We start from the raw sequence: 18111 nt of genomic DNA, 5'->3' as shown, positions 1-18111 counted from the left end.
CCGGCCAGGGCGTCCGGGCGCGTGTTGATCATTGTCCGTATCCCTCTCGAAGATTCGAGAGATGCCCTGTTCAGCCAGGGATGTGGAGGCAGTGATTCCGACTTAGCAAACAACACAGCACACAGCGAAACAAGTATTGACAGCCATCTCGGAGCGCTCTAGCGTCCCGCCATCTGGTTCGTAGACATAACCAGTGTTCATCTATGCGAACAGGCGGTGGCCATGTTCAGACACTCAGCCACAACGAAGCGACTGGCACCTCTGGCATGCGTGGCACTCGCCGGTTCCCTCGTCGCCGGGTGCGGCGCGAGCACCAGCGGCAGCGGCGGCGGCAGCACCAAGGGGCCCCTGGAGGTGTGGACCCGCAGCGACGCCGTGGACGCGAAGGCCTACAACAGGATATTCGCCGCCTTCACCAAGAAAACCGGCATCAAGGTCGACTACAAGCCCGTCGTCGACTTCGACAAGCTCCTCCAGCAGCGAGCCGCCTCCAAGAACCTGCCCGACGTCACGATCAACGACATGGGAAGCCTCGGGAACTACCAGTCCCAGGGGCTGCTCCAGCCCATCGACAAGAAGGCGATCGCGGGCACCTCCGACATCACCGGCACCGCCTGGTCCGGCGCGGTCGGCACCGACGGCAAGACCTACGGCATTCCGTTCTCCCGCCAGGCCCAGGGGATGTTCATCCGCAAGGACTGGCTGCGGAAGGTGGGCATGAAGGCCCCCAGGACGTGGGCCGAACTGCTCGACGTCGCCAAGGCCTTCACGAACAAGGACCCGGACGGCAACGGCAAGAACGACACCTACGGCCTCCTCGTCCCCGGCTCCACCAACAACGGCTACCTCGCCTGGTTCGCCTCCAACTTCATCTGGCAGGGCGGCGGCGACATCGTCGCCTCGCGCGGCGGCGGCAAGTACGAGGCGGTCGCCGACTCCACCGCGAACGTCAAGACCGTCAACTGGCTCAAGGGCATGTACTGCTCCAGCAAGGTCACCCAGCCCGGTTCGCTCACGATGACCACCGGCGACTCGTACCCCTTCTTCACCCAGGGCAAGGTGGGCATCTCCCTCACCGGCCCCTATGAGTTCCCGCTGTTCGACAAGACCCCGGGCAAGGACAAGCTGGAGGTCATCCCCGCCCCCAAGGGCCCGGACGGCAACACCGTGCTGGCCGAGGGCGAGAACGTCTATCTGATGGCCGGTTCCAAGAAGTCCGAGCAGCAGCGCAAGCTCGCCGAGTTCCTGATCAGCCCCGAGGCGCAGAAGCTCGGCATGACCGCCCCCGACGCCCCCGTCGTGCGGCTGTCGGTCAACACCAAGGTGGACACCGGCAAGGTCTACCACGACCCGCGGTGGAAGATCTTCTCGGACGCGTACGCGAACGACTCCAAGCCCTTCCCGTCCGCGATCAATTACCAGCCCATCCGTCAGGACACCGCCGAGTCGCTGAACAAGCTGTTCGCCAACTGCGGCTCCAGCGTCAAGGGCGGGCTGAGCGAGCTGAACTCCACCCTTCAGCAGGAGTTGAAGTCCCAAGGGGTGGCCAAGTGACCCAGCCCCTGGGCCACGCGGGGGCGCCGCTGGGCCACGCGGGGACGTCCCCGGGCCGCTCGGGGACATCCCCGGGCCACTCGGGGACCACGACGGCCGTCTCCACGACGGCGGCGGCCGCCGAGGCGCGGCCCGGCGGGCGCCGCCGGGCCGCCGGCCCGCCCGCCGGGGCGGTGAAGCGGCGCCCGCGCGGCCGCCGCTTCACCGCCTCGGCGTGGGTCCCCTGGCTTTTCGTGGCCCCCGCCCTGCTCCTCTTCGTCGTCTTCAAGTACCTGCCCATGGCCAAGGGCGTCCAGCTGAGCTTCTACGACGTCCGGCCGTTCCTCGGTAATCTGTGGGTGGGCCTGGCCAACTACCGGTCGGTCTTCGGCGATCCGCAGTTCCAGGCCGCGCTGGGCCACACCGTGCTGCTCGCGGTCGGCGGAACGATCGGCTCCGTCATCGTCGGCTTCTTCCTGGCCCTGCTGCTCGAAGGCCCGGCGCGCTCCCTGTGGTTCATGCGCTCCGCCGTCTTCCTGCCGGTCGTCACCGCCACCGCCGTCGTCGGCGAGATCTGGCGGCTGCTCTACTACCCGACCAGCGCGGGCTTCCTGAACACCATCCTCGGCTTCCTCGGCATCGGCCCGCTGCACTACCTCGACCACACGGGCTCCGCCATCTGGTCCGTCATGGCCGTCGCCATCTGGACCGGCGGCCCCTACAACATGGTGATCGTCCTCGCCGGGCTCACCCAGGTCGACCGCGGGCTGTACGAGGCGGCCGCCCTCGACGGCGCCAACACCTGGCAGCGGCTGCGCCACATCACCCTGCCCGCGCTGCGGCCCGTCGTCACGATCCTGCTCACCCTCGCCGCCATCCGCGGGTTCCGCACCTTCACCGAGGTCTACGTCCTCACCGGAGGCGGACCCGCCGGATCCACGGACGTCTGGATGACCCGGATCTACCAGCTCGGATTCACCCGCAACGAGATCGGCGTCGCCTCCGCCGCCGCCACGCTGCTGTTCCTGGTCACGGTGTGCCTGACGGTCGCGATGCAGTGGTACCAGCGACGGAAGGAGGCCCGGCCATGACGCTCTCCGTTCCGGGCAGGCAGCGCCGCCCCGGCGGCGTCGGCGTCTCGCAGAGCGTCGAGACCGCGCTCGGCTGGCGCACCGGCCGCAGCCATCTGCTGAGCATGGCGCTCCGGGCCCTGCTGTGCCTGATCGCGCTCGCCATCTTCGCCGGGCCGCTGATCGTGCTGTTCTCCGGCGCGTTCGACAACAACCCCGACCCGACGAAGCTGTCCCTCATCCCCAACTCCCCGACCCTGGAGAACTTCAAGGTCGCGGGCGAACGGGACGTCTGGCACTACCTCGCCAACTCCCTCATCGTCGCGGGCGGCGCGCTGCTGCTCCAGGTCAGCGTCAGCGTCTTCGCCGCGTACGCCCTGGCCCGCAAGCGGTTCCGGGGACGGGCCATCCTGTCACTGCTCTTCCTGACGACGATGATGCTGCCCGAGGAAGTCATCGCGATCCCGCTCTCGCTCGTCCTCGGCGATCTCCCGGTCGTCCACCTGAGCCTCAAGGGCACCCTGCTCGGCATGATCCTGCCGCTCGGCGCCTGGGGATTCTCGATCTTCGTGATGACGGAGTTCATGCGGGAACTGCCCGCTGAGCTGGAGGAGGCCGCCAAGATCGACGGTGCCGGGGAGTGGCGCATCTTCGCCCAGGTCGTGCTGCCGCTGTGCCGTCCGGCGCTCGGCGTGATCACCGTCTTCGGCTTCATCATGATCTGGGACCAGTACCTGCTGCCGCTGATCGTCGCCAACGACCCGTCGGACTACACCCTGTCCGTCGCCCTCTCCACGATGCGCAGCGACACGATCGGGCCGGGGCTGGTGCTGGCCGGTTCGCTGCTCGCGCTCATCCCGAGCCTGATCGTCTATCTGCTGCTGCAGCGGTCGCTGATCCGCGGCATGACGGCCGGAGCGCTGAAGGGCTGACGGATGCCGTCAAGGCGCTGACATTTTTCACCGTCTGTCATCTGTCCCCCGTCATCCGCTATCTGCTATCCGCCGTCCGTCATCCGCCCTCTGCCCACCCCCCACTGATGAGGTCCCGTATGAGACTCACCGGAGTGCTCTTCTTCCCCGTCACGCCCTTCGCCGCGGACGGCACCGTCGACGAGAAGACCCTCGCCACCCACATCGAGCAGGGCGTCGCCGCCGGACCTGGCGGGGTGTTCATCGCCTGCGGCACCGGTGAGTTCCACAGCCTGGAGCCCGGCGAGTACGAACGCGTCGTCCGCATCGCCGTCGAGGTCACCGGCGGCCGCGCCCCCGTCTACGCGGGCGCGGGCGGCCCGGTCACGCTGGCCGCCCAGTTCGCGCGCGCCGCCGAGCGCGCGGGCGCGGACGGGCTGCTCCTGCTGCCCCCGTACCTGGTCACCTTCCCGCCCGAGGGCCTGGTCCGGTACGTCGAACAGGTCACCGCCGCCACCCGGCTGCCCCTCATCGTCTACCAGCGCGGCAACGCCGTCTTCACCCCCGAGACCGCCGCCCGCATCGCCTCCATCCCCGGCGTGACCGGCTTCAAGGACGGCACCGGCGATCTCGACCTGATGCAGCGCATCGTGCTCACCGTGCGCTCCACGGTCGGCGAGGACTTCCAGTTCTTCAACGGCATGCCTACCGCCGAGATGACCGTGCCCGCCTACCGGGCCGTCGGCGTGGACCTCTACTCCTCCGCGGTGTTCTGCTTCGCCCCCGAGGTCTCCCTCGCCTTCCACCGGGCGGTCGGCTCCGGCGACACCGCGACCGCGGAACGGCTGCTGGCCGAGTTCTTCCAGCCCCTGGTCGCCCTGCGGGACAAGGTCCCCGGTTACGCCATCTCTTTGATCAAGGCGGCGGTGCGGCTGCGTGGGCTGGACGTCGGCGGGGTACGACCGCCGCTGGTGGACCCGAGCGAGGAACACCTCGCCGAACTCAAAAAGATCATCGACGCCGGACTCGGACAGGTGTGACCACACATATGCGCATCAAGGACCTGGTGATCACCCCGATCGCCTTCCGCGACCCGCCCCTGCTCAACGCGGACGGCGTCCACGAGCCATGGGCGCTGCGCAGCATCGTGCAGCTGGTGACGGAGGACGGGGTGACGGGCCTCGGCGAGACGTTCGGCGACACCCTCCACCTGGACCGGCTCGCGGCGCTGCGCCCCCACCTCGCGGGCCTGAGCGTGTACGCGCTGGGCGAGCTGTACGAGAAGGCGGCGACCCTCTTCGACCACGCGGGCGGCAAGATCTCCTCCTTCGACCTCGGCCGGGTGCACGCGGCCGTCGAGGTCGCCTGCCTGGACGTCCAGGGCAAGCTGGCGGGCCGCCCGGTGAGCGATTTGCTCGGCGGTGCGGTCCGGGAGTCGGTCCCGTACAGCGCGTACCTCTTCTACAAGTGGGCCGGACACCCGGACGCGGAGGAGGACGAGTGGGGCGCGGCGCTCGACCCCGAGGGCGTCGTGGCGCAGGCCCGCCGCATGATCGACCAGTACGGCTTCGGCTCGATCAAGCTCAAGGGCGGCGTCTTCCCGCCCGACCAGGAGATCGCCGCCATCCACGCGCTCCGAGAGGCGTTCCCCGATCATCCGCTGCGGCTCGACCCGAACACCGCCTGGACGCACGAGACCTCGCTCGAGGTCGCGCGGGCCCTGGACGGCGTCCTCGAATACCTGGAGGACCCCACCGGCGGCATCCCGGGCATGGCGCGGGTCGCCGCCGAATCCCCGCTCCCGCTGGCCACCAACATGTGCGTGGTCGCCTTCGACCACATCCCGCCGGCCGTCGCGCAGGGCGCGGTGCAGGTCGTCCTCGGCGACCACCACTACTGGGGCGGACTCACCCGCACCCGCCACCTGGGCACCCTCTGCGACACCTTCGGCCTGGGCATGTCCATGCACTCCAACTCCCACCTGGGCATCAGCCTCGCCGCCATGACCCACCTCGCCGCCGCGACCCCCAACCTGACGTACGCGTGCGACACCCACTACCCGTGGAGCGCCCAGGACGACGTGGTGCGGCCGGGCGCGCTGACCTTCGTGGACGGCGCGATCCCGGTCCCCACCGGCCCGGGCCTCGGCGTCGAGCTGGACGAGGACGTCCTCGCCCGGCTGCACGAGAACTACCTGACCTGCGGCCTGCGGAAGCGCGACGACACGGGATACATGCGGCGCGTGAACCCGGACTTCAAGGCGGGCCTGCCGCGGTGGTGACGGCGACGGCGTATCTGTACCCCTGGGACGTGGTCGGCGACCCGGCCGCCGCCGAGCGGATCGCGGCCCTGGGGGTGGACGCGGTGGCCCTGGCCGCCGCGTACCACTCCGTACGGGCCGCCACCCCGTTCCACCCCGCGCACCGGGTGGTCGACGCGCACCACGCCGCGCTGTACCTCCCGGTCCGGGGCGAGGCGTGGGCCGGGTCCCGCCTGACCCCGGGCACCCCTCCCTGGATGCCGACCCCCGACTCCTTCCTGGAGGCCCGCGACGCGCTGCGCGCCGTGGGCCTCCCGGTCCACGCCTGGACGGTCCTCACCCACAACACCCGCCTCGGCCGCGCCCACCCCGACCTGGCCGTACGCAACGCCTTCGGCGACCCGTACCCGTACGCCCTGTGCCCCTCGTCCGCCGAGGTCAGGGCGTACTGCACCACGCTGGTGCGGGAAGTCCTGGCGCTGGGCGAGCCGGACGGCCTGGTCCTGGAGGCGTGCGGCCCGCTGGGCCTGGGGCACGGCGGCCACCACGAGAAGACGGACGGCGCGGACTGGGACGCGGAAGCGGACCGCCTCCTGTCGTGGTGCTTCTGCGGGTCCTGCCTGGCCCGCTACGAGGCGGCCGGCCTGGACCCCCGCCACCTCCGCCGCCAGGTCACCGACGCCGTGGACCACTCCGCCCCTCTCTCCCCCGCCCTGCTGTCGACCCTGCGGGAGATCCGCACCACCCTCACCGCGGACCTGCGCCGCGAGGTGCTGGCGACCGCCTCCGGCTCCCTCCCCCTGACCCTGCACGCGAGCGCGGACCCCTGGGCCACGGGCCCCTTCGCGACGATCGCCGACGCCCCCGCCCCACCCGTGACCACCCTGGTCGCCTCCGCCTGGACCAGCGCCGGCCAGGGCGCCGCCAACCTCACCGCCCTCCGCCCCCTGGCCGCCCCGGACACCCGCCTCGCCGCCTACGTCCCGGCCCTCCCACCCCGCCCGGCGGACCCGTCGGCCCTGGCCGCCGAATGGACCACCTGCCTGGCAGCGGGCGCGGACGAGCTGCACCTCTACCACGCGGGCCTCGTCTCCCCGGCCCGCCTGACCGCCCTCCGCACGGCCCTCCGCACGGCCCTCCACACGGCCCTCCACACGGCCCTCCACACGGCCCTCGACGCGGTCAGGACAGGGCCTGAGGTCTGATACGCTGATCCAGCGACATCGACGCGGGGGAAAGCAAAAACCTCCGCCGAGAAGATCGCAGGCAGTACGACCCCCTCAACGGAAACCCGTTAGGCCCGTACGCCGCCTTGTGCGAGACTCGTTCTCGTACACACGCAAGGTCCTGTGGAGCAGTTTGGAGTGCTCGCCACCCTGTCAAGGTGGAGGCCGCGGGTTCAAATCCCGTCAGGACCGCTGCGGCTGGGTAGCTCAGTTGGTACGAGCGTCCGCCTGAAAAGCGGAAGGTCGCCGGTTCGACCCCGGCCCCAGCCACCGCAGCCCGACCAGGGCAAAGCCCCCTCCAGGGTCACCCGGAGGGGGCTTCTTCGTTGCCTGTGACACCAGCGGCTGACACCAACGGCGCCGGATCTACACCAACCGGCCCTCCAGGCGGCCGAGCGCCTTCCGCTGTTCATCGAGCGAGGCATGGGCGTAGACCTGCATGGTCACGCCGTGATCGCTGTGCCCGGCGATCTGCTGGACGATGTGCACGGGGACGCCAAGATCCAGCAGCAGCGTGATGCAGGTGTGGCGCAGATCGTGAAAGCGCAGGTCCAGGCCGAGCCGCTTCCGCACCGGGTCCCAGCTCCGGCGCAGGTTGTCCGGCTCGTACGGCGTCCCTATCCGGGAGGGGAAGACCAGCCCGTTTTCCTGCCAGGCCATGCCGGCCGCCGCCCGCTCCTGGGCCTGACGCTCCTGATGGGCGCGGAGCGCGGAGACCGCGAGAGGCGGGAGCGGGATGGTTCGCTCGGAAGACCGCGTCTTGGGGAGGACGAGCCGCAGCTCTCCCCCAACGCGTTGAAGGTTGGTCAGCACGGTGAGGGTGCCCCGCTCCAGGTCCACCGCCGCCCAGCGCAGGCCCAGCAGTTCACCGCGTCGCATTCCGAGGAGCAGCGCAAGGACGTAGAGGGCGTGCAAGCGGTGGTCCCGGAGCTCCTTGAGCACCAGCTTGGCCTGAGCCGGTGAGAGCCCCTTGCCGGTCCGGTAGGAGGGCGCCGGGGTCTTCACCAGCTTCGCGACGTTCCGCATGATCAGCTCCTCGCGGACTGCGTGCTCAAGGGCGTTCCGCAGCACGGCGTGAATCGACTGGACCATGCGGGCCGACAGCTTGCGCTCACAGCAACGGCGGGCGGCGCAGCACTGCGGCTTTTCGCGTTCCTTGTCCCAGCCGTTCTTGCAGCACTGGCACTCTTCGCGAACCCGGTTGAGCCAGACCCGGACCTCTTGGGCGCGTAGGTCGCGGAGCTTCTTGCCTCCCAGGCCGGGGACCAAGTGGACGCGCACGACGCTTTCATAGCCCTGGTACGTCTTGGGCCGCCGGTTGAGCGCCACTTCCTCGGCAAGCCAGTAGGCCAGGTAATCGCCGACCGTGGAATCGGTGTCGGGCAGAGGCACACCCTTCTGATCTTGAGACTGGAGGTCAATCACCCTGCGGTGCACCTCCTCCCACGTCGCGCCGTACACGGACTTGCGCTTCCGGACGCCGGAGGCCGTGATCACGTAGGCCCGACCCTCGTAGCGGCCGTCCTTGCGCTTGGTGATCGTTCCGGCGCCATTGGGATTGCGCTTGCGCTGCGATGGCATCAGGCGGCCTCGGCAATCTGGTGGTCGATGAAGTCGCGGAGTGCGGCAGCCGGGACGCGGCGGGCCCGGCCGATCGTGATGGAGGGCAGGCGCCGGGACCGGATCAGGTCGTAGACCGTGGAACGGCCGATCTTGAGCCGGGCCATCACCTCCGGCACGGTGAGCAGTTCGTCAGCCATGGGTTGGTTCTCCTTCCGTTCCAGGGGCGGGGGCGATGGTGGCGGTGAGCCATTCCTCGGCGGGGGTAAGGCCGGTACCGGCGTAGGTCCAGTGGGCGAGGACGAGCGTGGTCTCGTCCTGCTCCAGCTCGGCGGCGGCTTGGGCACGTCGCCAGGCGGCGCGGGCGTCGCGAAGTGCGCCGAGGGTGGTGGAGTAGCGGCGGGACTTGGTGGAGAAGTGGCCCCGGAAGCCGAGCATGTGAGCCCAGGCACGGAGCCGGAGGTGTCCCAGGTCCTTCCGCGCACCGAGCGCCCAAGCCGTGCGGATCAACCGCCGAGCGTGCTCGCTGATGTCGAGGTGAGCGACTTCGGCGATGAGCCGTATCGGACGGTCCAGGGCCCCGGTCGCCGTCTCAGCGCCCTTGGTGGCGTACTTGGCGATGTACGCGGCCACGGCCCGGTCGGTCAGCTCCTGGCCGCCGTTGAGGTCGGCGCCCCGGATGGGCCGCACGTCGAGTTCGCTACCGAAGACGAACGTGTGGGCCCGCCCGTCGATGACCGGCCCGGCAACCTGCGCCTTGGGGGTAGCCGCCTGAATGGCGTCGGTCAGCAGCTCGACCGTGGCCCAGGCCGTAGGCGGGGTGTCGCCACCGCCGGGACCGTCGATGCGGATCACGGCATGGAAGTGAACGGCGCCTCGCTTCTGGTACTCGGCGACCTTGGCGAAGGACAGCCGGGCGTGATCGTGGAAAGCCCGCTGTGAGAGCCCGGCCCGCTTGGCGACCTCCCGCCGCAGGTAGATCGAGAAGCGCCGCCAGAGCATGCCCGCGTGGGCATTCCAGAGCACCGCGGATTCGTAGTCGTACCTGTGCGGCGCGAGCGGCGTACCAAGGGCGTCGTCCTCCTGGTCGTGGCGGACGCCGCACCGGCACCGACGGACCGTGCCAGCCGGACCGGTGAGCCGGTTGTGGACCGGGCCGAAGCTGGGTGCGGTGAAGGTGGCGAAGACGCGCGGGTGCGTGGCGACGTCTTCCGAGGTGCCTTTGCCGCCGCGTAGTCCGGCGGTGATCAGGTGGAAGGTGTCGCGGCGGTAGGTCTCGGCGCAGGCCGCACAGCGAGTGGTGCGGCGGTTGTTGCAGCGGACCAGCAGATGCCCGGCGGGCAGTTCGGTGGAGTCCAGGTGCCGGAGGACGCGTCCGATCTCGCCGGTGTCCCGGTTGACGTGGTGTTCGATGCGGTGGCCGTCGAGGCGGATCGGGGTGGTGCAGCCGCCGAGGCCGGACAGCTGGCGGAGCAGTGCGGGCATGGTGCCGAGGGCCGCCAGGTTGCCGAGTTGGGGCAGCGGCGGCGGGGTGGTGCGGGTGATGATGGGGGTCACCTCTTTCGAGGGGTTGGGCTGCCGGGGCGGCGGATGCTTGGCGGTATCGAGGCCGCCCCGGCAGCCGTGTTCGTTGTGGGTCAGTGGTGGCGCTGGCTGGTGAGCAGCGAGCGCATGACGACGGCGGCCACGGCGACGGATATGGCCGTGACGACGACGGCGGCCAGGAGCGCGGTCAGGACGACGCCGACCGCGAGCACGACACCGACCGTCCGGGCACTGGGCCCGAGCCACGGCGTGTGCTGAGCAGGCGCAGCCGCAGGGGCGTGCTGGCAGGGGCAGGCCGGAGCGTGGCTGTGCTGGGTCGTCGGAGCGGGCGTGTGGACCGTCGATGGGGTGGGGGCTTCGGGGTACTTCGGTCGGAACACGGCGATCTTCTCTTACCTACTCGTCTAGTCATGTTCAGGGTTGACTGTGTCGACGCCGGAGCGCGTACCGGACTCCACGAAGGGCGCGAGGCCGGTGTGGGCGAGCCAGAAGCCGAACAGCGCGATGACGACGGCGACCCACATGCGGACGCCCAGGAACTTGATCGCGAACCAGGCGATGACGCCGAGGACGAAGACCAGGGGCAGGCTGACGGTCACGGGCGATCTCCTTTCAGCGGACGGGACAGCGGTGGGTACGGGCAGCCAGTTCGGCGGCGGCGCGGGTGTCGTAGTCGGCGGAGAAGTCGCAGCGCGGAGCGGTGCACACGGCGGTGTGCTTCTCACGGCCCCGGTGGTCGTTGGCGGTGCCGACGCGTACCGGGCCGATGCGGATGACGCTGCGGAAGCGGCGAGGCGCGGGCATCAGCCGTTCTCCCCTCGGCCGGTGAAGTCGCCGCGGTGGTCGGCCAGCCAGCTCCTGATTTCCGCGCATTCCTCGGAGTCGGCGGCGAGGATGACCGGTTCGGCGATGCTCACTGCCTCAATGAACCGGCCTTGACTGTTGAGTTCGGCAGCGCGCTGGAGGGCGTGCAGGGTCGAGGGGCGCACAGGTGTCGTCTCCTTGATCACTTGAGGTGGGTGGCGATGGCGTCGGCCAGCGGCGCGGGGACGCCGAGGCGGGCGCGCAGGGTGTCGTTGTCGATGGGTGAGCCGGTACGGGTGTGGTGTTCGTCGGCGAGCTTGCGCGCGTGGGTGACGAGCGCGGCCGGGACGTGCGGCGCGGGAGTCTTCGGCTTCTCGGGCTCCGGTTCGGCGGGTGGCTCCGCGCTTTCCGGTTCGGCCGGAGCCGATGCGGTTTCGGCCGCTGGTGCGGTGTGGGCGAGGAGCGTTCCGCCGAGGAAGGCGACGGCTGGCCATCCTGCGACGAGGATGCGCAGCCAGGCCGGTACGTCGGTCAGGTCGAGCAGCCCGGCGGTGGCGACGTTCGCCCCGAGGGACGCGGCCAGGGCGACCACGAACCAGCACCAGCCCGCAGTCTTGGACGAGCCCGACCGCAGCCGCTTCCAGGCCGCGACAAGCAGCAGGTCCACCGAGACCGGGTAGGCCCACGCCTTCCACCCCGCCTGTCCGGCCGCCGAGGCCAGGTCATGCAGGTGGGCGAAGGACAGCGCAGCGGCGATGACCGCTTGCACCAGCACCGCGTCAACCCGCACCAGGTGAGCGCGCATGGGTAGGCACTCCTTCCAGTGGGTCAGCCGTCTGCCGTGAGTTCGTCGGCACGGGCGCGGGCGGTAGCCGCGACCTCAGCGGCCTCGATGTCATCGGGCTGAGCGGCAGCGATGCGCTCCAGCAGATCGGCTTTGCGCCGCATCAGCTCGGCGTAGCTCCCGTCTCCGAGCGTGCGGAAGTCGGAAAGGTCGGCGAGGAGCGTGGAGATCTCGGAGATCGAGGGACGGGACACAGGTACTCCATTCGGTTTCAGGCATGGGAGGGGTAGGGGCTTGGCACGATGTGGTCGCGCCGACCGATGGTTGGAGGCGGATTACTCGGTGACCGGCGACGGTTTGAGGAGCGACGTCGGAGCGCTCACCGGAACGGCCGGCACGTCCGGCCGGAATGGTTCGAGGGCGGGCAACACCGGTACCAAATGAGCCTGTTCTCGGCAGACAGCCGCAGCGTCACCCAGCGAAAGAAACGGCGGGCGGATGCGGGACCAGCCGCCGGAGGTGTCCCCGGCGACGGCCAGGCCGGGCCGCTCGGGAGCGATGGCGCAGGCCGCACCCACCGCTTCGGGGGCGATGTCGCCCAACGCCATCTTGGCGGAGCCTTCATCATTCACGCGGTGGCAGACCCGGCCGGTGAGCTGAGCCCGGAGCATCGTTGCGCCCTTGCCCAGCTCGGCGCCGAACCGCTGCCCGCACACCTCCAGGTAGATGCCTGCCGCGCGGCCGAGTTGGGCGAGCCGGATGAGCTGGGTAACCATCTCGTCCCGCCGTTCCTCATCCTTCCGCGTGGCGACGAGGAACAGCTCGGCGACCTCGTCCACGAGCAGCACCACCGGCACCGGCCGCTCATCCTCCGGAAGCCCCCAGATGTCAGAGGTGATCTCTTCATCCGGCGTGCTGGGCGCGATGCCCTGCCGCTTCTTGATCAGGTCGTATCGGTCCTCCATCAGTTCAATCAGCACGGGCAACAGCTCAGCCGCTTGCACAGGGTCGGTGGCCAGCGCCGACAGTCGCGGGGCGAACGGCGCCAGCTCCACCCCGCGCTTGCAGTCGATCCCGACCAGCGCGACCGACTGCCGGGCCAGGTGCCGCAGGAACATGGACTTCCCCGACAGCGTCGCGCCCAAGGTCAGTTGGTGCGGAACGGCCTTGTAGTCCCGTACGAACGGCGTCGCGTCCTCCCGCAGCGCCACCGGCACCTTGAGGAAGTCGCCCGCCATCCTGCGGGGCATCCGTACCTTCCGCAGCACGTCGAAGCCGATCAGCCGCAGCTCGACCACACCCGGCTTGACCACGTCCACGTACACGCCGTGAACGCCCCAGGCATGCCGCAGCCGTTCAGCCGAGGCCGCCACGTCGGCAGGCTCCTGCCCCGGTGCCAGCCGCAACCGGACCCGCAGACCGGTCGACGTTGGCCGTATGAGCCCCCGACGAGGAGGCACCGGCCGCACCTCCCGGTGGGTGAGCGCCTGTGTCGTCCAGGCCCGCAGCCGGGACGGCGGAACAGTCAGCCCGCACGCATCCATCACCGACCCGTACGACCCCAGCAACTTCACCGTGGAGACGGGCATGCCGAGCGTGGACCAGTACGCGGCCGGGTGCCGGGCCCGGAGGTAGGCGGCCCCGCCGACCATTCCGGCGACCGGGCCACCCACCTCCATCAACGTCATCGCGTCGTTCATCAGGCTCAGGCCTCCGCACCAACCGGCATGGCGGCCGGAGCGATGGCGTCAGCGCGGAAGGCGATGCCGTGCCGCTGCTGCCCGTTGAAGACGGTCTCCCACGGCCGGGCGATCAGCCCAAGCAGTGTCACCGGCGAGCCGAGCGCCAGCCCTTCCGTCACGCCGCTTTCCGGCACGGTGACCTGAAGCAGGGAGGATTCACCGCCGTCGATGTAGACGACGCCCAGGCGCATCAGCGTCTCACCGCTCTGAGCGTCCTTGGCGATCTCACCGGTCTGCCGGTCCCTGACCTTGGGTTCCGGTGCCTCAGTCAGCAGGACCGTGGCACCGGAGGTCTCGACACGGATGGAACGCAATTACTTCTCCTTCTCTCGCAACATTGCCCACCTAGTTGTCTAGATGAGTACCAGTGGTCGAACCCGGTCGCGCCGGGAACGATCACCACCATGCCACACCACTCGGCCACTCGTCTATACGAGTATGTGTCTGCGTGTGTACGAGTCGAGAGAAGCGGCCCGCGACGGCCGCACAGCGCGCCATCCGGCCCGTCCGTCAGGTAGCGGGAAGCTTGTAGGCGAGGACGTAGGCGTCAGCGGCCATGACGGTGTCGCAGACCTCGACCGCGCGCCCCTCGGAGTCGAAGGCGGTACGGATCAGCGAGATCACCGGGACGCCGGAGGCGAGCTGAAGCGTGCGCACCTCGGCGGGCGAGGGCATCCGGGCGCGGATCTCCTCATCGAAGTGGTCCAGGCGGTGCCCCAGCTCCTCCAGCCGGGCGTAGATGCCGCCGGGCCCGGGGTTGGGCTGGGCGATCGGGGTGTTCCGCGCGAGGTCGAGTGGCAGGTACGAGGTGGCGAACTCCACCGGCCGCCCGTCCAGCAGATACCGGCGCCGCCGGGCCAGTACCTTGCGCGGTGAGCCCAGCCGGGCGGAGATGTCCGGCGACGGCCGCTCTTCCTTCACCTCCAGGCCGTCGACCTCAGGACGACTCCCCGCAGCCTCGGCCTCCACCGTGAAGGCCGCCTTTCCCTGATCACGATGGCGTCGCGCGAACCGGTCCGAGGCCAGCCGTCGAACGGGAGGTCGTGGCCGGACGAAGACCCCCTTGCCATGCTCGGAGACCACCAGCCCCTCTTGCTGGAGCAGCGACAACGAGTTGCGCACGGTCATTCGCGACACCGCGAAGTGCTCCACCAGCTCGGTCTCCGAGGGCAGCTTGTCACCCTCCCGGAAGCGCCCCTTGTCGATCGCTTCCCGCAGCGCGTCGGCGATCTGCCGGAACACGGCCCGGTCGCTCGTGGGGTCCAATACACCCAGAACAGAGGTCAGGGAAGGCATATGCACATACTCCTTTAGGTATCTAGACGAGCGGCTAAGCGGTGTTGCTACGGTGGAAAGCCTAGCCAGCCGAGAGGTGCGTGGAACGTGAGCGCTGAGCGCCCGCACTCCGTGAGCGTCGCCGGAGTCATCGTTGACGACGCTGGCCGTGCGTTGCTGATCAAGCGACGGGACAACGGTAAGTGGGAACCACCCGGCGGCGTGCTCGAACGCGAGGAAACCATCCCGGACGCCTTGCAGCGGGAAGTCCTCGAAGAGACCGGCATCAAGATCGCGCTTCCCGCGACCCTCACCGGCGTCTACAAGAACATGACCGGCCTGATCGTCTCCATGGTCTTCCGCTGTGAGGCCATCGACGGCGTCCCGACCACCGGAGCGGAAACCCGCGCCCTGCGCTGGGTCACCCGCGACGAGGTCACCGAGCTTGCCGACGAGGCATACGCAATCCGCGTCCTGGACGCCATCGACAACTCCAGCCCGCCGGCCGTCCGCGCCCACGACGGCGTGCGACTCGTCTAGCACTAACCCACGGTCCATAGCCCCTACCAGCACGAAGGAACTTGTATGGACGAGTATACGAGCAGTCCACGAGTCTGGGGGCTGATGTGCCCAGGTTTCCGAGAGGAGGTCACTCGCGCCCGCCGCTGGACCCGCGACATCCTCAGCGGACACCCCTGCGTGGACGACGCCGAACTGATCGTCGGCGAGCTGGGGAGCAACGCCCTCAACCACACCGCCAGCGGCGCCGACTTCGGCACGTTCCACCTCACGCTGACCCTGTCACCTCAGACCGTCGCGATCTCCGTCAGCGATTCGGGCGGAAGCCCCGAACCCCACACCACCGAGGCCGACCCGTACGACACCCACGGCCGCGGATTAAGCATCGTCATGGCCCTGGCCTGCCGCGTGGACATCACCGGCAACCAGCACGGCCGCACCGTCACCGCCCAGCTCGTAGCCCAGCAGAAGGCGGACCGATGACCCACCGCCCCGAACGCAACGACGGCTGGGACCTGGACCAGCTCCACCGCGACGAGATAATCGTGGCGATGAACTGGGTGATCCGCACGTGCCAAGACATCATCCGCGAGTGCAGCCACAAGACCTTCTGGACCCCCACCGGTACCAGCACCGGCACCGCCCCGACGACGGACCACCTCATCCAGTCAGCCCGCACCGACGTGCTCAACAAGCTCCGCCACCAACTCGACGGAGCCGAGACCATCATCAGCATCGCCGAGCACGAACGCGCCAAGCGCAAGCACTGAGTTACAACCTTCTTTACGGGTTCAAGGCGCCGCGCAAGCGCGGCGCGCGCGGCCCGGCCCCCGGCCGGGCCTGCGCTCATGTCTCCGCCCCGCTCCAGCCCGGCCGCCGTCCGCGCCGCGCGCACAGCAATCAGCCGCTGACGTCAGAGAAGGGGGTAGGTCGTGGCTGGGGGTCGGCTCCACGGCTTTAGGCACCTCCCCGGTCCGGGTCCCGCGTCGGGCAAGGCCAGGGGGCCACTCGTGCTAATTCCGGGCAGGTCCAAAGCCTGCCCGAGTTGCCGGGCCAGCGTACGGCCCCCTGACCATGCCCGACCCCGAACCGGGCAGGCCACCGCCCAAACCCGTTCCACCGACTTCCAGCAGGCGCACGAAGTGGGTAGTCGGCACCGACCGCAAGGCGTAGATAATTCGACGGACCGCTTGACCAGACTGCGCGGTCGTGAGGAGTTCACGGCGTGGTCGCGGCGAGCGCGATGACACGGGTTCGATTGCCAGCAGACGACGGATCTCCGGTGGTGCGAGGCGTGCGCCCGGCGTTGTCCACGAATCCGTTGCGAACGTGAGCCCTTCGGTATTTCTGGCGTGTACGCCGTCGATGAGGCCGCCGACACCCAGCGGCTACGGGGCGAGCAGGTGCTGTAACCCGTCGGTAGTTTGACTTGATTATGCCCTCAACCTCCCTGGAATCGCACACAGTTGCTACATATCATGATCAGACTGCACCCCCGGAAGATTCACCCTCTCCGGGTATGCATGCCGTTTAACCAAGTCAAGGAGGGTCAAATGAGGACGATTCGCAAGGCTGCCACGGTTGCGGGCCTTACGGGCGCTGCAGTGCTAGCGCTCGGCATGCCGGCCCAGGCCGCTCAGGGGACATGGAGCGTGCCTGTCTCCGGCTGCAAGATCAAGCAGCAGGTGCAGTTACAGGGCAGCCCCGCGCACGACTACATGCGCTGGTACACCACTGGCGGTTCTCAGTACTGCGAGGCATGGATCGTTGATGGCAGCACTGTCCGTGGACGTCATTTCATAACCACCACCGGCTCGTACTACAGCAGTTGGTACTATGACGGCCCGGGTCACAGAATGCAGGTCTGCGCGAACAACGACAGCGGCCAGATGGACTGCGGCCCGATCAACTGAGGCGAATCAGACATTTCGCTAGCTTCGGGGTGCAAGGGACAGTCCTTGCACCCCGAACGTCTCAGCCGATTGTGACGCTAGGATTGCCGCCTTCCTGATCGGTCGCCAGACACTCAAGACCGGAAGTCTTCACCCCCTCCTCAAGGACAGCGATGCTTGCAATGAGCCTCCGAAATAGGCGCGGCTGGTTAGCGCTGGCAGTTGCGGCCTGTTGCCTCACGGCATGCACCGCCCATGACGAGTCCCCGAAGACGCAGGGCGCGTCATCCAGCACGGGCCACACGACCCGCGATGGACAGGGCTCCGCCGCCAGCCCCCGAGATCCCGCTACTATCAGTAGCGACGGCTCACGGCTCGTGCAAGTAGATGACTGTAGGATCTACGCCCAGAAGGCCCACAGCCAGATCCGCTGGTATACCCGCGGCGGCTCCAAGTATTGCGAAGCGTGGATCGTCAACAACACTCCAGATGCCCCAACACGAGGGCGTCATTACGTCACCACAGCGAAGTCCTACTCCAGCGAGTGGTACACGGCCGCATCCGACGATGCAGTCTGCGTCAACAGCCCAAGTGGCCAACTCGCCTGTGAGCCTGACGTATAGGACTTGCCAGTTGTCCGAGGTGTCGCACGTCCCCAAGGCGATATCCTGCTACTCCAACGACACCGAACTAGCGACCGTCCCGTCCGTAGTTTCGAGACCAAGCGGTCGCTTGACACCAGCCGTGACGCCAACGGCCGCGTACGCCGACGCCAGCAGCGGACGTCAGCGGACCGCCTAGCCAGGCGAAACGGCCCCCGGCAGCCACCGCACCCCGCCTGAAAAGCGGAAGGTCGCCGGTTCGACCCCGGCCCCGGCCACCGCCGAAAGCCCCCTCCCGGTTCGCCCGGAGGGGGCTTCTTCGTTGCCGGTGACACCTACGGCTGACGCCGGCGCGACCGACCGCAACGGACGAGGCGGTACCTGCGGT

22 protein-coding genes and 2 tRNA genes are annotated in these 18111 nt (G+C 69.0%); 12 read left to right on the top strand and 12 right to left on the bottom strand.

The genetic code is table 11. The annotated features are described in order from the left end of the window. Positions 1-270 precede the first annotated feature (270 nt). The 8 genes from ACFZCY_RS04535 (at position 271) to ACFZCY_RS04500 (ending at position 7270) form a co-directional block, all read left to right on the top strand. Positions 271-1554 carry an extracellular solute-binding protein gene (locus ACFZCY_RS04535; RefSeq protein WP_391169288.1) on the top strand — a complete coding sequence of 428 codons (1284 nt, stop codon included), beginning with the start codon at positions 271-273 and terminating at the stop codon, positions 1552-1554. A gap of 173 nt (positions 1555-1727) precedes the next feature. Next, positions 1728-2624, top strand: a complete 897-nt coding sequence (locus ACFZCY_RS04530) for an ABC transporter permease subunit (protein ID WP_391169416.1) — start codon at positions 1728-1730, stop codon at positions 2622-2624. Positions 2625-2728: 104 nt separating this feature from the next. Continuing rightward, positions 2729-3535 (top strand): ABC transporter permease subunit, encoded by an 807-nt coding sequence (locus ACFZCY_RS04525; RefSeq protein WP_391169414.1) that lies wholly within the window; start codon positions 2729-2731, stop codon positions 3533-3535. 119 nt (positions 3536-3654) lie between these two features. Then, positions 3655-4554 (top strand): 5-dehydro-4-deoxyglucarate dehydratase, encoded by a 900-nt coding sequence (locus ACFZCY_RS04520; RefSeq protein ID WP_391169286.1) that lies wholly within the window; start codon positions 3655-3657, stop codon positions 4552-4554. Between the two features lie 8 nt (positions 4555-4562). Next, the gene (locus tag ACFZCY_RS04515) at positions 4563-5795 is read left to right on the top strand and encodes an enolase C-terminal domain-like protein (RefSeq protein WP_391169285.1); all 1233 of its coding nucleotides are present in this window, start codon (positions 4563-4565) and stop codon (positions 5793-5795) included. Next, the gene (locus tag ACFZCY_RS04510; RefSeq protein ID WP_391169284.1) at positions 5789-6979 is read left to right on the top strand and encodes a hypothetical protein; all 1191 of its coding nucleotides are present in this window, start codon (positions 5789-5791) and stop codon (positions 6977-6979) included. Before ACFZCY_RS04515 ends, ACFZCY_RS04510 begins: the two co-directional genes overlap by 7 nt. 138 nt (positions 6980-7117) lie before the next feature. After that, a tRNA-Asp gene (locus ACFZCY_RS04505) sits at positions 7118-7192 on the top strand. Between the two features lie 4 nt (positions 7193-7196). Continuing rightward, positions 7197-7270 (top strand) — tRNA-Phe (locus tag ACFZCY_RS04500). A 96-nt stretch (positions 7271-7366) separates the two neighbouring features. Here ACFZCY_RS04500 and ACFZCY_RS04495 read toward each other — a convergent pair. The 12 genes from ACFZCY_RS04495 to ACFZCY_RS04440 all read right to left on the bottom strand — a co-directional run bounded on the left by ACFZCY_RS04495 (position 7367) and on the right by ACFZCY_RS04440 (position 14731). Next, positions 7367-8581, bottom strand: a complete 1215-nt coding sequence (locus tag ACFZCY_RS04495) for a tyrosine-type recombinase/integrase (RefSeq protein ID WP_391169282.1) — start codon at positions 8579-8581, stop codon at positions 7367-7369. Next, positions 8581-8760, bottom strand: coding sequence for a helix-turn-helix domain-containing protein (locus ACFZCY_RS04490; RefSeq protein WP_093463518.1), 180 nt, complete (start codon positions 8758-8760; stop codon positions 8581-8583). The genes ACFZCY_RS04495 and ACFZCY_RS04490 overlap by 1 nt, the downstream gene beginning before the upstream one ends. After that, the gene (locus ACFZCY_RS04485) at positions 8753-10045 is read right to left on the bottom strand and encodes a replication initiator (RefSeq protein ID WP_391169413.1); all 1293 of its coding nucleotides are present in this window, start codon (positions 10043-10045) and stop codon (positions 8753-8755) included. The genes ACFZCY_RS04490 and ACFZCY_RS04485 overlap by 8 nt, the downstream gene beginning before the upstream one ends. A gap of 152 nt (positions 10046-10197) precedes the next feature. Further along, positions 10198-10485, bottom strand: coding sequence for a hypothetical protein (locus tag ACFZCY_RS04480; protein WP_391169281.1), 288 nt, complete (start codon positions 10483-10485; stop codon positions 10198-10200). A gap of 24 nt (positions 10486-10509) precedes the next feature. Beyond that, positions 10510-10704: a hypothetical protein gene (locus ACFZCY_RS04475; protein ID WP_391169279.1), complete on the bottom strand. Its 195-nt coding sequence runs from the start codon at positions 10702-10704 to the stop codon at positions 10510-10512. A gap of 13 nt (positions 10705-10717) precedes the next feature. Next, entirely contained in the window at positions 10718-10909 is a 192-nt protein-coding gene (locus tag ACFZCY_RS04470) for a mobile element transfer protein (RefSeq protein WP_179935637.1), read from the bottom strand. Further along, the gene (locus ACFZCY_RS04465; protein WP_391169277.1) at positions 10909-11094 is read right to left on the bottom strand and encodes a hypothetical protein; all 186 of its coding nucleotides are present in this window, start codon (positions 11092-11094) and stop codon (positions 10909-10911) included. The genes ACFZCY_RS04470 and ACFZCY_RS04465 overlap by 1 nt, the downstream gene beginning before the upstream one ends. Positions 11095-11111: 17 nt before the next feature. After that, entirely contained in the window at positions 11112-11714 is a 603-nt protein-coding gene (locus tag ACFZCY_RS04460) for a DUF2637 domain-containing protein (RefSeq protein WP_391169275.1), read from the bottom strand. 23 nt (positions 11715-11737) lie between these two features. Continuing rightward, a complete protein-coding gene (locus ACFZCY_RS04455; RefSeq protein WP_391169273.1) occupies positions 11738-11947 on the bottom strand; it encodes a hypothetical protein in 210 nt (69 codons plus the stop codon). Between the two features lie 81 nt (positions 11948-12028). Beyond that, on the bottom strand, positions 12029-13393 hold the full coding sequence (locus ACFZCY_RS04450) for an FtsK/SpoIIIE domain-containing protein (RefSeq protein WP_391169272.1): 1365 nt from the start codon (positions 13391-13393) through the stop codon (positions 12029-12031). A 5-nt stretch (positions 13394-13398) separates the two neighbouring features. Continuing rightward, a complete protein-coding gene (locus ACFZCY_RS04445) occupies positions 13399-13749 on the bottom strand; it encodes a hypothetical protein (protein ID WP_391169271.1) in 351 nt (116 codons plus the stop codon). Between the two features lie 196 nt (positions 13750-13945). Further along, complete coding sequence (locus ACFZCY_RS04440) at positions 13946-14731, bottom strand: UTRA domain-containing protein (protein ID WP_391169269.1); 786 nt, start codon at positions 14729-14731, stop codon at positions 13946-13948. 111 nt (positions 14732-14842) lie between these two features. Here ACFZCY_RS04440 and ACFZCY_RS04435 point away from each other — a divergent pair, with 111 nt between their 5' ends. From ACFZCY_RS04435 to ACFZCY_RS04420, 4 genes are all read left to right on the top strand, one after another. Further along, the gene (locus ACFZCY_RS04435; RefSeq protein WP_391169411.1) at positions 14843-15250 is read left to right on the top strand and encodes an NUDIX domain-containing protein; all 408 of its coding nucleotides are present in this window, start codon (positions 14843-14845) and stop codon (positions 15248-15250) included. A 45-nt stretch (positions 15251-15295) separates the two neighbouring features. Beyond that, positions 15296-15712, top strand: coding sequence for an ATP-binding protein (locus tag ACFZCY_RS04430; RefSeq protein WP_391169268.1), 417 nt, complete (start codon positions 15296-15298; stop codon positions 15710-15712). Continuing rightward, positions 15709-15999 carry a hypothetical protein gene (locus ACFZCY_RS04425; protein WP_391169266.1) on the top strand — a complete coding sequence of 97 codons (291 nt, stop codon included), beginning with the start codon at positions 15709-15711 and terminating at the stop codon, positions 15997-15999. Before ACFZCY_RS04430 ends, ACFZCY_RS04425 begins: the two co-directional genes overlap by 4 nt. Before the next feature lie 783 nt (positions 16000-16782). Next, positions 16783-17142: a hypothetical protein gene (locus ACFZCY_RS04420; RefSeq protein WP_391169264.1), complete on the top strand. Its 360-nt coding sequence runs from the start codon at positions 16783-16785 to the stop codon at positions 17140-17142. The last annotated feature ends 969 nt before the right edge of the window (positions 17143-18111 follow it).

Source organism: Streptomyces sp. NPDC007983, assembly GCF_042958345.1.
Lineage (GTDB): Bacteria > Actinomycetota > Actinomycetes > Streptomycetales > Streptomycetaceae > Streptomyces.
Note: the sequence above shows the minus strand (reverse complement) of the source record. Positions and strands in the feature narration are given on the sequence as shown.